The organism is Parasedimentitalea marina, from assembly GCF_004006175.1.
Taxonomy (GTDB): Bacteria; Pseudomonadota; Alphaproteobacteria; order Rhodobacterales; family Rhodobacteraceae; genus Parasedimentitalea; species Parasedimentitalea marina.
Window position 1 is genome coordinate 1,188,379 of record NZ_CP033219.1, and the last position, 13,537, is coordinate 1,201,915.

Annotated in this window: 11 protein-coding genes; 7 read left to right on the forward strand and 4 right to left on the reverse strand. The window is 56.3% G+C overall.

The window, feature by feature from the left end:
• The first annotated feature begins 74 nt into the window (after positions 1–74).
• The 6 genes from EBB79_RS05795 to EBB79_RS05820 all read left to right on the forward strand — a co-directional run bounded on the left by EBB79_RS05795 (position 75) and on the right by EBB79_RS05820 (position 7,798).
• Positions 75–1,526: an aldehyde dehydrogenase family protein gene (locus EBB79_RS05795; RefSeq protein ID WP_127748018.1), complete on the forward strand. Its 1,452-nt coding sequence runs from the start codon at positions 75–77 to the stop codon at positions 1,524–1,526.
• The gene (locus EBB79_RS05800) at positions 1,526–2,506 is read left to right on the forward strand and encodes a membrane dipeptidase (RefSeq protein ID WP_127748019.1); all 981 of its coding nucleotides are present in this window, start codon (positions 1,526–1,528) and stop codon (positions 2,504–2,506) included. The genes EBB79_RS05795 and EBB79_RS05800 overlap by 1 nt, the downstream gene beginning before the upstream one ends.
• The gene (locus tag EBB79_RS05805; protein WP_127748020.1) at positions 2,503–4,197 is read left to right on the forward strand and encodes a hypothetical protein; all 1,695 of its coding nucleotides are present in this window, start codon (positions 2,503–2,505) and stop codon (positions 4,195–4,197) included. Before EBB79_RS05800 ends, EBB79_RS05805 begins: the two co-directional genes overlap by 4 nt.
• Complete coding sequence (locus EBB79_RS05810) at positions 4,194–4,841, forward strand: DUF3726 domain-containing protein (RefSeq protein ID WP_127748021.1); 648 nt, start codon at positions 4,194–4,196, stop codon at positions 4,839–4,841. Before EBB79_RS05805 ends, EBB79_RS05810 begins: the two co-directional genes overlap by 4 nt.
• Before the next feature lie 12 nt (positions 4,842–4,853).
• Positions 4,854–5,864, forward strand: a complete 1,011-nt coding sequence (locus EBB79_RS05815) for an Ldh family oxidoreductase (protein WP_127748022.1) — start codon at positions 4,854–4,856, stop codon at positions 5,862–5,864.
• A gap of 98 nt (positions 5,865–5,962) precedes the next feature.
• Positions 5,963–7,798, forward strand: a complete 1,836-nt coding sequence (locus EBB79_RS05820; protein WP_127748023.1) for a BCCT family transporter — start codon at positions 5,963–5,965, stop codon at positions 7,796–7,798.
• 144 nt (positions 7,799–7,942) lie between these two features.
• On the opposite strand, the gene EBB79_RS05825 is transcribed toward EBB79_RS05820, so the two are convergent.
• From EBB79_RS05825 to EBB79_RS05840, 4 genes are read right to left on the reverse strand one after another with little or no spacing between them, the layout of a single operon-like run.
• Positions 7,943–8,932: a glycosyltransferase family 4 protein gene (locus tag EBB79_RS05825; RefSeq protein WP_127748024.1), complete on the reverse strand. Its 990-nt coding sequence runs from the start codon at positions 8,930–8,932 to the stop codon at positions 7,943–7,945.
• A 45-nt stretch (positions 8,933–8,977) separates the two neighbouring features.
• Positions 8,978–9,946: a glycosyltransferase family 2 protein gene (locus tag EBB79_RS05830; protein WP_127748025.1), complete on the reverse strand. Its 969-nt coding sequence runs from the start codon at positions 9,944–9,946 to the stop codon at positions 8,978–8,980.
• A gap of 17 nt (positions 9,947–9,963) precedes the next feature.
• Entirely contained in the window at positions 9,964–10,881 is a 918-nt protein-coding gene (locus EBB79_RS05835; protein ID WP_127748026.1) for a glycosyltransferase family 2 protein, read from the reverse strand.
• A 3-nt stretch (positions 10,882–10,884) separates the two neighbouring features.
• Positions 10,885–12,120 (reverse strand): oligosaccharide flippase family protein, encoded by a 1,236-nt coding sequence (locus EBB79_RS05840; protein WP_127748027.1) that lies wholly within the window; start codon positions 12,118–12,120, stop codon positions 10,885–10,887.
• A gap of 214 nt (positions 12,121–12,334) precedes the next feature.
• On the opposite strand from EBB79_RS05840, the gene EBB79_RS05845 reads away from it, so the two are divergent.
• Positions 12,335–13,534, forward strand: a complete 1,200-nt coding sequence (locus tag EBB79_RS05845; protein ID WP_127748028.1) for a polysaccharide biosynthesis/export family protein — start codon at positions 12,335–12,337, stop codon at positions 13,532–13,534.
• Positions 13,535–13,537 lie beyond the last annotated feature (3 nt).

A 13,537-nucleotide genomic window follows, 5' to 3' on the forward strand; every position in this document is an offset into this window, starting at 1 on the left:
CTTAAGTTATTTAAATTTGACTGACATGGCGCAGTAAGTCCATTGTTTTCCTAACTCTTCGTGTGGGAAAAATGATGTCTAATACCAAACTGAACCTGATTTCTGGAAACTGGGCTGCGGGCGAAAGCGAAGTTGAAAATCGCAACCCATCAGATCTGAGCGACATGATTGGCATGTTCACGCAGGCCAGCACTGACCAATTGGAAGACACCCTGGACCAGGCGCAGATCGCGCAGCGGGAATGGGCGGCCTATGGGCTTGAGCGCAAGCAATCGGTGCTGATGGCAATCGGTAACGAACTGATGGCGCGGGCCGAGGAGCTGGGCACATTGCTAAGCCGGGAAGAGGGTAAACCACTGGCCGAAGGCAAAGGCGAGGTTTTCCGTGCTGGCCAGTTCTTTACCTATTACGCCGCTGAATGTCTTCGTCAGCTGGGTGAAAATGCAGATTCGGTGCGCGCCGGTGTTGAAATCGACGTGCGCCGCGAGGCGGTGGGAGTGGTTGCTGTTATCTCCCCATGGAACTTTCCCACCGCGACCGCATCTTGGAAGATTGCGCCGGCCCTGTGTTATGGCAATGCGGTGGTTTGGAAACCGGCCAACATCACCCCGGCCTCGGCTGTGGCACTGACGGAAATCATTGCCAAACAGGATATTCCCAAGGGGCTGTTCAGCCTGGTGATGGGATCGGGTCGTTCAATCGGGCAACAGCTGGTGGAAAGCCCCAAGGTAAACGCAATTTCCTTTACCGGGTCTGTGCCTGTGGGCAAAGGCATCGGCATGGCCGCCATTCAGAACCTGACCAAGGTTCAGATGGAAATGGGCTCAAAAAACGCTTTGGCGGTGATGGATGACGCCGATCTGGATCTGGCGGTTACGCTGGCTTTGGGTGGGGCGTTTGGCAGCACCGGTCAAAAATGCACCGCCTCGTCGCGGTTGGTGGTTCACCATGCGGTGCACGACAGTTTCGTGGAAAAGCTGGTCGCGGGCACCAAGTCAATGAAGGTGGGCCACGCGCTGCATGAGGGCACCCAATTGGGGCCGGTGGTCAGCCAGCAGCAGCTGAGCGAAAACCTTGCCTATGTGGACCTGGGCCGCTCTGAGGGCGCAGAACTGGCCTGTGGCGGGGCGCGGTTGGAGATGCCGCATGATGGGTTCTACATGTCACCCGGTGTGTTTTTGAACAGCACCAATGATATGCGCATCAACCGCGAGGAAATGTTTGCACCACTGACCTCGGTGATCAAAGTGGACAGTTATGACGAGGCCCTAAGCGTGGTCAATGACACCAATTTTGGCCTGACATCGGGTATCGTGACCCAGAGCCTGGCCCGGTCTACCCATTTCCGTCGCAATGCGCGTACCGGTGTGGTGACTGTCAACCTGCCAACCGCAGGCACAGATTATCACGTGCCCTTTGGCGGTCGCGGGGACAGCTCGTACGGACCGCGCGAACAGGGGAAATCAGCTGCTGAATTCTATACCACCGTCAAAACAGCCTATATCAGCGCCGGGACACCGGTCTGATGCGTATCGACGGCCTGCAATATGCCAATTGGTCCGAAAAGATCTTTCGGCAATTGCGGGAGGGCGGAGTGGATGCCGTTCACGTCACCATTGCCTATCACGAGACGTTTCGCGAAACGGTGCTGAACTTTGAACGGTGGAACCGCTGGTTTGAGCAGTATCCGGACCTGATCATGAAAGGCCAGTGGGTCAGCGACGTTGATAAGGCACGTGAAACCGGACGCACGGCGATTTTCTTTGGGTTTCAGAACCCCAGCCCGATGGAAGATGACATTGGGCTGATCGAAATTCTGCATACGCTGGGGGCCCGGTTCATGCAGCTGACCTATAACAATCAGTCGCTGCTGGCGACTGGATGTTACGAGAGCGAAGACACCGGCATTACCCGTATGGGGCGGCAGGTCATCAAAGAGATGAACCGTGTTGGCCTGGTGATCGACATGAGCCACTCTGCCGATCGGTCGACTATTGAAGCGGCCGATCTCTCCGGGCGCCCAATCGCCATCACTCACGCGAATCCCTATGATTGGGCGCCTGCATTGCGCAATAAGAAAGATGATGTGATCCGGGCAGTGACCGAAAACGGCGGCATGTTTGGGTTCTCGATTTATCCGCATCATCTGAAGAACAAGTCGGAGTGCACCCTGCAAGAGTTTTGCGAGATGATCGCGCGCTGTGCGGATCGGTTCGGTGTAGACAATTTGGGCATTGGCAGTGATCTTTGCCAGGATCAACCCGACACGATCGTCGAGTGGATGCGCGTTGGTCGGTGGACCAAGGATATCGACTACGGTGAAGGCTCGGCCGATAAACCCGGTTTTCCGGAGATGCCCACGTGGTTTCGTGACAACCGTGATTTTGGAACTCTGGAAAGCGGGCTGCGCGCGGTCGGTATGTCCGAGACTGAAAGTGCCGCAATCCTGGGCGGCAACTGGCATCGGTTTTATGCCGCAAACTTTACGCCGCTGGTTAACGGATGACTGGCAGCGCCCCCCTCACACTCACTGTTCGTGATCCCAAGCAAGTCATGCGGCTCAAGCGGCTGGGATCCTTGCATCAGTGCCGCCTGAGTTTCATGCGGATTTTGACGCGGCGCATGGCGGATGAAGCCTGGGAGTTTTCGTGTCCGGTGTTCAACATTGGTGCGGATGGAACAGGCCACGCGGTCTATTGTGCCAAAGGCCCGGAACGTACGTATTCGCTGGTGGCGTTTGCCCATGACCTGCCAGCTGAAATGCGGTCGGACCGGGTGATTGCAGAAGCCTGGGATGCGACGTTTACACTGTTTGACGGCATCCCGGATGCAAATGACATAACACGGTTGTCGCAGAATGTTCCGTTACAAGAAGCGGGTCGGGTCAGCGAAAGTGAGCTTTCCCTTTCGCGGGCAAATCGTTCGGTTCGGTTGTGGAAGCACGTTGTCGAAGCGTTGGCCGCCGGACAGCAACCGGACCCCGAGCAACTGGCCAGTGTCGGTTATCTGATGCGCACCACGGCCGTCTATGGCTCGGGTAAATTCGGGGCTGCGGACCGTGAGGTCATCGCGGACAGGCCAGAGTTTGCCGCACCTTTTCAGGCCGAGATGTTGTCGGTGTTTTTGACCCGTGGATTTGTGCGGGATCTGGTGGAACACGAGGCCCGGATCAAAGGTGGCGCGGCAGCGGTTCCATTGAACCCCGAGGTTGCGGGGCAGCTGGGGATTGGCAATTCTACCGGACTTGGCATGGCTCCCTTCATCGTCAACCACCCGATGTTGTTCAACAATTGGATCATGGCGCGCGAGCAGGCGTTGTTGCGGGTCCGGCAGGTGCAGCGCGCCACCCAGGCAGAAATCGATCAGTTTATCGAGATGCTGGGGCGGAGCTCGCGCTCGATCGAACACTGGCACTCGCAACATCCGGTGCAGGTGGCCAAGCTTGGCGCGCTGGGCGACGATTTGACTGCGGTTTTCAGATATCTGGCGGATCTTGATCTGAGCAAAGAATACCCATGGGACCAGCTGGTACGGTGGGCCGAGGCGCGCCTGAGCGAAGAAGGTCAGGAGCTGTTGGTCTCCTTGTTGATGGAGCCCTACGGTCATCTTGTGGATGACCTGGCCGCCGAGTTATCGGATGACAATTCAGATGCCTTTGTCATTGACGGCAGTATGGCCGTCGGCACGTTGAATGATCTGATCCAGAACAGCTATGGATGGGCGCTGGAGCTGGATTGGTCCAACCGGGAAAACTGCGCACGTGCCTGGTATGTCTCGGCTGAGAAGCTTGAGCCCCGTATCGGGTCTCGGTTTGAGGAGCCAATTACAGATTATGAGCAACCATTGGCGCCCGCGCGGGATGCAGCAGCGGTTTATGGGGCATTAGGGGCTTGGGGCCGGGATAAAACGGTCGCAGATTTTCTGCTGCGCCATCCGGAACATCGTCACACGGTCCGGCGTGTACAGATCAGCGCGATGGCACCCTATAGCGAGATCCAAGACAATACCATTGGCGAGGACATTCTGCCGATTGATATGTTGCGGGCCAAACTATCCTTCTTTGGTGCCACTCATTTTGACCCGCGGTCTGATCGATGGGTGCGGATTTGCATGTTCCAGGGCGCGCCATATCCCAATGAACTGACACAGGACAATGCCGACTACTGGGTCTATCCGGGGTTGGAGGCGAGCCCATGAGCTATTCGTTGAACGAAGTAGAGGCCCACAGCAAACGTGCAGCGCGTGGGGCAGGGCTGGACTGGGGGCTGGCGGAAGAGGCCGCCAAGGCGACAAGGTGGATTTGCGCGCAGGGTCTTGACGGGTGCCGGGTGCTGGCCAATCTGCTGGACGTCTATCAGACCAATCCGCAAAAGCTTGGGTCCCCACTGTCATTGACTGGCGAGTGGCACGGATCGGCGGATCTGCTTTGCCCGGTTCGAACCGGGGCCTCACTGTCGGATTCTGCGCAGCGGGTTACCGCGGACGGGGTCGAGATCCGCGATTTGTCGAGCCCGTTGATCATCCTGCCATTTGTCGCGGCGGTGGCGCGCAGAACGAACACCTGCCTGCAGGTGACTTGGGCGGATGCGATCATCACAACAGATGGAAAAACACATAAGCAGCAGTTCGCAACTGATATGGCCGCTTATGTCGAACAGGTTGATTGCATGGCAATTGCCCACGCGACTGCGCTGACTGACGGTGCAAAATCAACCCATCGTGCCACCCCCAGCAGTCAAGTCTGGGAGACACTCAATTCACTGGCTGCACTGACTTATGCGCCCGCGACGGAAACCTCGCGGCGACTTGGGGCAGGCGCTGGGCAATCTGACAATGACTAATCCGGAGGTCTTATGACTGAAACACGAACCCTAAGCCTTGCTGAAATCGAAGAGCTGTCGTTCAAGGCGCTGGTTGCGGCTGGCACCTCTGCGGGCAACGCACGCCCGCTGGCAATTGCAACTGCCGCGACCGAGGCGGACGGTGTTGCCAGCCATGGGTTGGCCTATATCCCGATCTATGCCGAACATGTTCAGTGTGGAAAAGTCGATGGTCAGGCTGTTCCCAAGCTGGAAGTGCCCCGGCCGGGCGTTATCACAGTGGACGCCGCAACCGGGTTTGCACATTCAGCCATCGACAAGGGGTTTGATCAACTGATCCCACTGGCCCGCCAGCAAGGTGTTGCAGCGCTGTCGATCCGCAATTCCTATAATTGCGGCGTATTGGGCTATCACACCAATCGCCTGGCCGAATCGGGTCTTGTTGGCATCGGTTTCACAAACGCGCCGGCCTCGATTGCGCCCTCGGGGGGCTACAAGCCGGTTGTCGGAACCAACCCCTTTTCCATTGCCGCGCCGGGAATTGACGGAAAACCGACGATATTAATCGATCAAAGCGCCAGTACCATCGCCAAGAGTGAAGTGATGAAACATGCGCGCGAAGGCAAACCTATACCTGTGGGCTGGGCATTGGATGGCGAAGGCAATCCAACCACAGACCCAAATGTCGGCCTGAAAGGGTCGATGGCACCATCTGGTGGATACAAGGGCGTCGGCGTTGCCCTGTTGGTGGAAATGATGGCAGCGGCCCTGACCGGGGCCACGTTGGGGATCAATGCCTCGCCGTTTTCTGGCACCGCAGGCGGTCCGCCCAAAACCGGCCAGTTCTTTCTGGCGATTGATCCGGCAGCGACCGCTGGAGATGCCTTTGCGGGTCGCATCACGGAACTGGCACAGGCCGTTCACGCCCAGGATGGAGCCCATCTGCCTGGCGACGGCCGTACGAAAAAACGCGCTTTGGCGCAGACACAAGGCGTTGCGGTCAACACCGCAACTCTTGCCCGGATCGAGGCACTTCTCGGTTAGGAAAACGCCTGTCTGGGGAAGGCAGGCCAAGGGAACGGGTTACAGATTGACCCAATCCTAATGCTCGGAATGAGTTAACAGTGGAAGGGAGAGTTCCAATGTCAATCAAGCCTCCATTTACGGAGCTGGAAATCAAGAAGGCGGGGTCTGGATTCTATGAAGGATACAGTCTGCCAATTGCGCTTATCAGTAAGATCACAATGGCCTTGCTGGTTATCTGGGCGCTGGTCTGGCCGGCCAATGCAAACAGTGCATTGGGAAGCCTGAACTGGAAAATCCTGGGCGACTTCAATGCGTTTTATATCGTGATCGTTGGCGCCTTCGCCTTCTTTCTGTTCATCGTCGCTGCGTTGCCGCAAACCGGAAAACGCATTATGGGACGCGAGGGAGAAGCGCCGGAATTCTCGAACTTCTCTTGGTTCTCGATGATGTTTGGCGCTGGTTTGGGTGTCGGGTTGATGGTCTTTGCCACGGCTGAACCGATGGGCCTGTGGGGATCAAACCCTGTGGTGGTTGCCGGTGAGGTTGCGGGCAATACCGAAGCCGCGCTGCAATCTGGATATCGTTATACATTCCTGCACTACGGCATCCATGCCTGGGCGATCTATGTGGTGACCGGCCTGTCGCTGGCCTACTACGCTTACACCCGCGATATGCCGCTGACGATCCGCTCCGCTTTGACGCCGTTGTTTGGCAAATATGTGAACGGGATCTTTGGTCACATCGTCGATGTGCTGGGTGTTGTTGCCACCATTCTGGGCGTGTCAGTGACCATCGGTTTTGGTGTCAGCCAGTTCATTGACGGTCTCTATGCGATCACGGGTATGGAATGGATGATGGACATGACCGGTGATGCGCCGGCACCTGGGACTGTGGGTCTGGTTGCAGGCCTGACTATTATCATGGGGTTGTCGATCATATCGGCTGTGTCTGGTGTGGGACGTGGGGTGAAATATCTCTCGAACCTGAACCTGGTGCTGTCGATCATTCTGTTGCTGACCTTTGTGATCTTTGGGTCCTTCCTGTTTGCAATGACCACTTATGCCACAGCATTGATGGACTATATCCTGCATTTCACTGCGCTTAGCTTTGGCCCTTATACGCCGCAATCTGCAGATGCCTTTGCAGCAGGTCTGCCAGAAGCCGCCAAACCGCTTGCTGGTGAACTGATGGCCGGGGCGACCAATGCCTGGGGATCCTTTGATGGGTTCAAATCAGGACTAGAGGGTGCAGCCGCTGCATTACCAGAGGAAACTCTGGCTGCTGTGTACGATGCCGGTAATGCCGGGCGTCAGTTTGGCTGGCAGGCAGGATGGACCACGTTCTACTGGGCCTGGTGGATCGCGTTTTCACCCTTTGTTGGCCTGTTCCTGGCCCGTATCTCCAGAGGTCGGTCTGTTCGGGAATTCATCGTCGGATGTGTGTTTGCACCTACTTTGGTTTGCTTTGCTTGGATGACCATCCTGGGTGGCACGGCGATTGATCTGGAACTGACCGGGGACGCCAATGGCGTGATCATCGGAGCCTCAAACACTGCAAAACTGTTTGTGACTTTGGGTGAAATGCTCTCGGGTGGTTTCCTGACTGCGATCACCGTGATGTGTGTGGTCTTGATCCTGACCTTCCTGGTGACCTCGGCTGACTCGGGCATTCTGGTGATGAACACCATCATGTCTGGTGGCGAACAGGAAACAGGTCACAAACACCGCATCGTTTGGGGTGTTATCCTGACCCTGGTGATTGGCACCTTGCTGATTGCGGGTAAAACTAATGGCGGTGCAGATCCGATGGAAGCGTTGAAAAGCGCGATGATTATCGGGGCCTTGCCATTCACTGTCGTGATGGGGCTGATGTGTGTGTCGCTTGCCAAAGCACTGTACCGCGACGGTTTGCGCGACAAGCACAATACAGCGGCGGTAGCACCAGCCGAATAAACAAGAGTGTCGAGCGGGCTGTCATGGCCCGCTCGTGCACGCCTTCCCACCCTCAAGCGACTTGCGCGGCGGCGAGGTTTATTTCTGCCTGGCATCAATTCAGCCGACAACCGACCGCACAAAAGTCATGGCAGGTATGGGTTGTTAAAATCGCTCCAGGCATTTTTCCCATTCATATTCAAACCGCGATGTTTTCGGACTGTGTACCGGTTGCTCATTTTGCCCAGTGCACTGATCCTTTTCCAAGTCATTCGCGGAATTGATGATGGCCTGAGACCAAGCTGCAATACTAAGGTCATGTACCTCGGTTGCACCCGGTTTGATGTGATCCTTTAAGCCATCGGTTTTGGCTACTATCACTTTACGACCGGCGGACAGGGCTTCCCGAGCGACCAAGCCAAAAGCTTCCCAGCGCGACGGCATGAGTAAAACATCGATCGATCGCATGGGCTCTAGCGGGTCTTTACAGTGACCGTGAAAACTAATCCTGGGGTCGCAATAGGCCAGCTCCTCAAGCTCGGCCCGCAATGGGCCATCACCAAAAACTTTTAGGCGCAGGTCGGGCCCGCTACACTCGCGAAAGGCCTGAATGGCGATATCAAAACCCTTTTGTTCGTGCAGGCGTCCAACCAGGCCAAAGATCCGTGCGCGGCTGCCCGGTCCGGGGAGGGTTTCAAACCCAGTCAGATCGACGGAGGACTGGATGACCGATAGCCGCTCTTCATCAATCAGGTCGCGCCGGATCAGCCAGTCCCTTTGGGCATTGCTCACCGCGATAACACGGTCAAACAGGCAGAATGCACTGCGTAACATGGCAAAAAACCGAATCTTATTTAGCACCTTTTGCGCAACGAAACCCTGTGTGTAACTGTGTTCAACATGGATCATGGGAATATTGGGATGCATGGCCCGCAAGCGCACCCGCGCAGCAAAGTTCCGCCAGTTTAATGCCAGATGGGAAACGATTATATCAACGCGGCCGTCAGGAAGCGTCAGGTTGTTGTTTTCAATCACGGCCATGCGGTGATGACCGGATTTGGCCAAGTATTTCGACGCTAGAATATTGTCGATAACCCGCATAACACCGCCCGGTGTGGTATCGTCGGTGAGGTGTAAGATGGCTGTATTACTCATAAAAATCTCCTGTAGGTGATATGCTTAGAGTGAATTCAGGGCAGATCACCGGAAAGTGGCTGCAATCCGCATCGGATCAAACCCGGTTCGGGCCAGAGATTCGGCGGCTACAATGGTGGTTAGGGATTTCAGGGGCTCTTCCATAAGCGGCCTTAGCGATGCCTTTAGGAATTCATGGGCGTATTTTTTGGCCTTGAAACCATCCCCTGCGCTGACGGCACGGCGGGCAAGATAGCGCAGTTGGTAGGCGCGGGCAGCGGGTTCATGTTTTGCAAAAAACGCAGGATTCAGCGGACGCAGTTTGTCGACCATACGGTTCCAGGCGGCCAGTTGCTTGTTTGTGTTTGCTGACAACCCTTGGCGGGCAATTCTGTATTTGGTCAAATGACCCCAAATGCCTTCGATCTCCCAGTCCGTGGTCAGGGCCAGGCGCAGCCAGCATTCGATGTCCTCGGACTGGCGAAATGTTTCGTCAAAGTACCACTGCCGCGGGCGATCCCTTTGAGGGGTATAGGCAATGTCCATCAAAGCGGCGCGGCGAAAGACAGCAACCGAACCATTGCCCACAGGGTTTCTTTTGAATACCGCTGCTGCTGTGATTCCCTGCAGACGGGGGGTCTGCTTCAAGCCCAGTGTCTGGTTGTTTTCATCGATCAGAGTAGAGCCCGCGTAGCTGAGCCCGACGTCCGGCGACCTATCCAGGTGCTGAACATGTCTGGCCAATTTGTCCGGCACCCAAAGATCATCCGAGTCACAAAAGCCGATATAATTTCCCGTTGCCTTGGCGATCCCGGTATTGCGCGCCCCAGCCAAACCGCGGTTTGGCTGGTCAACATAAGATATCCGCTTGTCCTTTAGAAACGAGGCGATGATATCGCTTGTGCCATCGGTGGACCCGTCATTGACGACGATTATCTCAAAATCCTGAAACGTCTGATCCAACAGTGACAAGAGCGTGTCGGCGAGCGTGGCCGAGGCATTAAAGGCTGGAACTATGATACTTGCTTTGGGCATTATGTACTCCATTTACCTTAGCGAGAGAACAGCGAGCGGCGCAGCGACTTGGGCAACAGGGGCGCGCAAATTGCGCCGACTGCGGTTGGTAAGCCACTGCGCAGAGGAAACAGGAATGCGCGTGGGCTTTGCCGCAGGCCTGAAAATGTCAGGTATATGGCGGAGGAGCCGTAGTGGCCCAGTCTTAGGGCGCGACGTGCCAGGTAACGCATGTAGATTGCTTCGGCGTGCCTGTCGGGCTGGAAGCCAAAACCGCGGGCCGTTGCCAGAACTTTCTGACGCGATTGGGACATGGCCGTCAGATCCGATGACAATCCTTGTGGGCTGGTCCGGTACCACACGTGCAGTTCATCAAGACCTTTGATGGTTGCGCCACCACCAACAAGCCGGATCAGCCATTCAAGATCTTCGTTGTGGACCAGGTTGACGTCAAAGCCGCCACTTAGCAGGAAAGTTTTACGACGAATGGATATGTTCGATGTGGTACACACCGGGTTTTCCCCCATGAGCAAGGGCACCGATAGCGGGGCACTTGGCATTCTGGAGTGTGTATCTGCCTTGCCGCGTTTGCGGAAGAACGCGACCCGTCCGAACAGGCCATCGACACGCTCGGCCTTGAATTCGCGATGCAGAAACTCCAGTTTTTTGGGCACCCAAAGATCATCCGCGTCGCAGAAACAAAGGATGTTTCCGGTGGCATAATGCGCGCCCATGTTGCGGGCAGCGCTGGGACCTTTGCCCTGATTGCGCAGCATTTTGATGCGCTTGTCAGCCGCCTCCCAGCCCTTAAGCAGCTTGGGTGTCTCATCGGTTGATCCGTCATCGATACAGATCAGTTCCCAGTCTCTGATTGACTGAGACAGAAGAGAGCCGATCGATTCATTCAGTGTTTTCGCAGCATTGAAGCACGGCATAATGATAGTAAATTCTGGCATAGCTCAGACCTTTCTCAAGTCCTGTTGGGCGGGTTTCATTAAATGCGGCAGCGCCGCGGCGAGAAGAATTGTTGTGGTGGTGGCCACATAGGCTGTCGCCATGGTGGTCAGACCGTAAGGGGCGGCCAGGATCGCCGAGAAAACCAAGGCGATTGTCAGGATGAGGGTCACGGTGAATTCGACTTTGGGGCGGCCGCTGACCCGCAGGCTTGCCGCCACAGAGGTCCAGATTGTCAGGGGCAGGGCGGCGAAACACAGCAGTGAAACGGTGGGTGCAATATGGCCCCACTTGGCCCCCAGCAGCAGCGGCACATAGACCGACGCAAACAGGGACTGCAGCAGGACAACGGGCAGAATGCAGATTATGGACAGGGTCACGGTGCGTCGCAGGGCTGCGTGTTGATCCGCCTCTTTGCAAAGATGTGGAAACAGGACGATGCCAAGTGCGGCACAAAAGGAGGTCGCCAAGCTGAGGCCGGCGTTGAAGGCCAGAAAATAGATCCCTAGCGCCTTGGGGCCCAACACCGCACCGACCACGATCTTATCCGCATGCAGGCGCAGCGCTTTGACCAGTTCGATGCCGGTGACCGGCAGGCCGTAGGTTACAAATGGCTGCAGCGGGGCTTGGTGGACAAGGCTTTTGCGCTGCCAGGGACGCAGATGGCGCACAGCCACCAGCCAGATCGGTGCGGTCAGCACCCGTGGCAGGATCAAAACCAATGGCGACGCCCAGGCAAAAGCCAATGCAACGGTAATCAGGTTGGCCCCGGAGACCTGAATTGCGGAAATCACCGCAACCCGTTTCAGACGGTTCTCGCGCATGGCCAATGCAACCTGCACCAACCCCGCGGGCATAAACAGGTATTCGATGGCCATCAGGCCAACCAAGGCGCCAACAGTGGTTTGACCAGCGACATGAAGCGCACACCCAATGGCCATCTGGACGACGGTCAAGCCGACGCAGTATCCCCAAAACAACCGATGCGCCGAATGGCAGACCGCCTCTAGGTTGTCTTTATGCGCAGCAATAATACGTTGGCCAATCCCGTTTTCAGTTAGGGATTTCAGCACTTCGCCAACCGCCAGAGCTGCGGCCGCATAACCAACATTTTCGGCGCTCAATGTGCGGGAAATGGCCACCACAACCAGCAGGCGGGTGGCTTTCGCCGAGACTTCGGATGCGCCAAAGGCCATCAGATTTGTCAGGAAGGAAGAAGAGCCATTGGCGACGCGGGACATTGGAAACTCATGTGTTGTTTCCTCTAGCCTAGCCCTGCGCCCTGTCTGACGCGGGTCCCGCATTCGGAGAACCCACGTCAATTCTGTAGCGCAATTGACCCATTGGGATAGGAAAACGACCCACCTGCATAAGGCGAGCTGGACATGGGCCTGGTCTATGGATTGACTGGGCAAAAAAAATGACGAGGTAGGGCAGACTTTGGTTGACCAGTGGATGAGACGTCTTAGCACGCTTTCTTTTGTGCTGCTTGCCAGCTGTGCCGCAACTGGTCACCCGGATAATCTGGAAACCCAGCCCGGTGAATACGGCTATCAGGCGCAGTACCGTGATATTGATGTCAGCCGCGCCGAGGCAGGTTTTCTAAAGTCCGCCCGGCTCAATTCAGAAATCTGCCTGCCGTATCGTGGCGGCGCCTATGGCACCAAAATCAGCGGCGTTGCCAATACGCTGTTGGGGGAACGATTGTCGCGCAATGATCTGGTCGAGGTCAGAATTGGCAGTGACGAAGATCTTGGTGGAAACTATGTGATTTCCCGAGACGGCACTTTGAAAATGCCGTTTCTGCCGCCCATTCGTGCGCAGGGTCGCAGCACGTCTGATGTTGAACGCGATTTGAAAAATACTCTGATTGCGGAACAGCTGTATGACACGGCCCCTTCGGTTTCGGTGCGTATCATGGATGTTGCTTCGGCGCTGGTCGGGGTGTCTGGTGCCGTGTTCGAACCCCATCAGGTTGAACTTGGCGGCGTGTCTGGAGATCAACTTGATACGGGCCGACAAGAGGCTTTGGGCGCGTCGACCGAGGCCCGCAACCTGTCTGCGGCCCTGCGTGCGTCTGGTGGGGTGCGTCCCGATGCTGATCTGTCTGCGGTCGAGCTGCGCCGCAATGGCAGGTTATACACGCTGGATCTTCGTGGCGTTTTTCAGGGTCACAATATGGTGGATGTGATGCTGCTGACAGGGGATCAGGTCTTTGTCCCGTCCCGTCAGTGTTTTCAGGATGACCTGATGCGCCCCAGCCCGATCAGCCCTCCGGGTGTTTCAGTGTTTATGTCGAACCTGACCCAACCGGCCACTGGCAACGCGATCTCGGCAATAGGTCGTAACGTCCGCGAAATGCCCTATGGGACGCGGTATTTGCAGGCCATCGTGGACCTCAACTGTGTTGGTGGGTCGCGCGCAACAAGCGCACATCGGTCTGGCCTACTGTTGTCACGCAATCCTATCTCAGATGTGTCCATTGCCATCGAGCGGGATATCGAAGATATGCTGCGCCGCGCTGATCGGGACGACTACGATCCCTTTATTTTGCCAGGCGATTCCGTCGCTTGCTATGACAGCACGATCACCAATGTCGCCGAAGTGGCCCGTGTGCTTGGGTTGATCGGGGTTGGTCTGTTGTTGAACGAGTAATGT

Excerpts from the sequence above, each read along its gene's own strand:
- EBB79_RS05795 (WP_127748018.1), top strand. The coding sequence starts at position 75 with ATGTCTAATACCAAACTGAACCTGATTTCTGGAAACTGGGCTGCGGGC.
- EBB79_RS05845 (WP_127748028.1), top strand. The coding sequence starts at position 12,335 with ATGAGACGTCTTAGCACGCTTTCTTTTGTGCTGCTTGCCAGCTGTGCC.
- EBB79_RS05815 (WP_127748022.1), top strand. The coding sequence starts at position 4,854 with ATGACTGAAACACGAACCCTAAGCCTTGCTGAAATCGAAGAGCTGTCG.
- EBB79_RS05825 (WP_127748024.1), bottom strand. The coding sequence starts at position 8,932 with ATGAGTAATACAGCCATCTTACACCTCACCGACGATACCACACCGGGC.
- EBB79_RS05835 (WP_127748026.1), bottom strand. The coding sequence starts at position 10,881 with ATGCCAGAATTTACTATCATTATGCCGTGCTTCAATGCTGCGAAAACA.
- EBB79_RS05840 (WP_127748027.1), bottom strand. The coding sequence starts at position 12,120 with ATGTCCCGCGTCGCCAATGGCTCTTCTTCCTTCCTGACAAATCTGATG.
- EBB79_RS05805 (WP_127748020.1), top strand. The coding sequence starts at position 2,503 with ATGACTGGCAGCGCCCCCCTCACACTCACTGTTCGTGATCCCAAGCAA.
- EBB79_RS05800 (WP_127748019.1), top strand. The coding sequence starts at position 1,526 with ATGCGTATCGACGGCCTGCAATATGCCAATTGGTCCGAAAAGATCTTT.
- EBB79_RS05820 (WP_127748023.1), top strand. The coding sequence starts at position 5,963 with ATGTCAATCAAGCCTCCATTTACGGAGCTGGAAATCAAGAAGGCGGGG.
- EBB79_RS05830 (WP_127748025.1), bottom strand. The coding sequence starts at position 9,946 with ATGCCCAAAGCAAGTATCATAGTTCCAGCCTTTAATGCCTCGGCCACG.
- EBB79_RS05810 (WP_127748021.1), top strand. The coding sequence starts at position 4,194 with ATGAGCTATTCGTTGAACGAAGTAGAGGCCCACAGCAAACGTGCAGCG.